The organism is Cupriavidus sp. GW822-FHT02D05 (assembly GCF_058802485.1).
The window spans coordinates 1-1,975 of sequence record NZ_JBXAOE010000074.1; the positions used below are offsets into that span (position 1 = coordinate 1).

2 rRNA genes are annotated in these 1,975 nt (G+C 54.3%); both read left to right on the plus strand.

Going from position 1 to position 1,975, the window contains the following annotated elements:
* Positions 1 to 1,709, plus strand: a 23S ribosomal RNA gene (locus tag AC1RQK_RS40375); the annotation flags it as partial.
* Positions 1,710 to 1,846: 137 nt separating this feature from the next.
* A 5S ribosomal RNA gene (gene rrf / locus AC1RQK_RS40380) occupies positions 1,847 to 1,959 on the plus strand.
* The last annotated feature ends 16 nt before the right edge of the window (positions 1,960 to 1,975 follow it).

Genomic DNA, 1,975 nt, shown 5'->3' on the forward strand with positions numbered 1-1,975 from the left:
GCATGGTAGGAGAGCGTTCTGTAAGCCTGTGAAGGTGTCTTGTAAAGGATGCTGGAGGTATCAGAAGTGCGAATGCTGACATGAGTAGCGATAAAGGGGGTGAAAAGCCCCCTCGCCGTAAGCCCAAGGTTTCCTACGCAACGTTCATCGGCGTAGGGTGAGTCGGCCCCTAAGGCGAGGCAGAGATGCGTAGCTGATGGGAAGCAGGTTAATATTCCTGCACCGTCGTATGATGCGATGGGGGGACGGATCGCGGAAGGTTGTCCGGGTGTTGGAAGTCCCGGTCCCTGCATTGGAGAAGGCGCTTAGGCAAATCCGGGCGCGGAATTCAAGGATGTGGGGCGAGCGGCCTAGTGCTGCGAAGCAATTGGAAGTGGTTCCAAGAAAAGCCTCTAAGCTTCAGTCATACGAGACCGTACCGCAAACCGACACAGGTGGGCGAGATGAGTATTCTAAGGCGCTTGAGAGAACTCGGGAGAAGGAACTCGGCAAATTGGTACCGTAACTTCGGGATAAGGTACGCCCTTGTAGCTTGACTGGCCTGCGCCAGGAGGGTGAAGGGGTTGCAATAAAATGGTGGCTGCGACTGTTTAATAAAAACACAGCACTCTGCAAACACGAAAGTGGACGTATAGGGTGTGACGCCTGCCCGGTGCCGGAAGATTAAATGATGGGGTGCAAGCTCTTGATTGAAGTCCCGGTAAACGGCGGCCGTAACTATAACGGTCCTAAGGTAGCGAAATTCCTTGTCGGGTAAGTTCCGACCTGCACGAATGGCGTAACGATGGCCACACTGTCTCCTCCCGAGACTCAGCGAAGTTGAAGTGTTTGTGATGATGCAATCTCCCCGCGGCTAGACGGAAAGACCCCATGAACCTTTACTGTAGCTTTGCATTGGACTTTGAACCGATCTGTGTAGGATAGGTGGGAGGCTTTGAAGCGTGGACGCTAGTCTGCGTGGAGCCGTCCTTGAAATACCACCCTGGTTTGTTTGAGGTTCTAACCTTGGTCCGTGAATCCGGATCGGGGACAGTGCATGGTAGGCAGTTTGACTGGGGCGGTCTCCTCCCAAAGTGTAACGGAGGAGTTCGAAGGTACGCTTGGTACGGTCGGACATCGTACCTAAAGTGCAATGGCAAAAGCGTGCTTAACTGCGAGACCGACAAGTCGAGCAGGTGCGAAAGCAGGACATAGTGATCCGGTGGTTCTGAATGGAAGGGCCATCGCTCAACGGATAAAAGGTACTCTGGGGATAACAGGCTGATACCGCCCAAGAGTTCATATCGACGGCGGTGTTTGGCACCTCGATGTCGGCTCATCTCATCCTGGGGCTGTAGCCGGTCCCAAGGGTATGGCTGTTCGCCATTTAAAGAGGTACGTGAGCTGGGTTTAAAACGTCGTGAGACAGTTTGGTCCCTATCTGCCGTGGGCGTTGGAATCTTGACGGGGGCTGCTCCTAGTACGAGAGGACCGGAGTGGACGTACCGCTGGTGTACCTGTTGTCTCGCCAGAGGCATCGCAGGGTAGCTATGTACGGAAGAGATAACCGCTGAAAGCATCTAAGCGGGAAACTCGCCTGAAGATGAGGATTCCCTGGAGCCTTGAGCTCCTTGAAGGGTCGTTCGAGACCAGGACGTTGATAGGCTGGGTGTGGAAGCGCAGTAATGCGTTAAGCTAACCAGTACTAATTGCCCGTAAGGCTTGATCCTATAACCAGTGTGTTTCTACCTGGTGTGAGTGTCGCGTGCCGCTGCAGCAGTAACAAGGCAGCTTGGCCGATACGCACAACCCCTACTACATCCCTATTCGCTGCGTTGAGCATCCCTCAGCGCGGCCACCGTTTATGCCTGGTGACCATAGCGAGTTGGAACCACCCCTTCCCATCCCGAACAGGACCGTGAAACGACTCCACGCCGATGATAGTGCGGATACCCGTGTGAAAGTAGGTAATCGCCAGGCTCTCCCTTGAAACCCC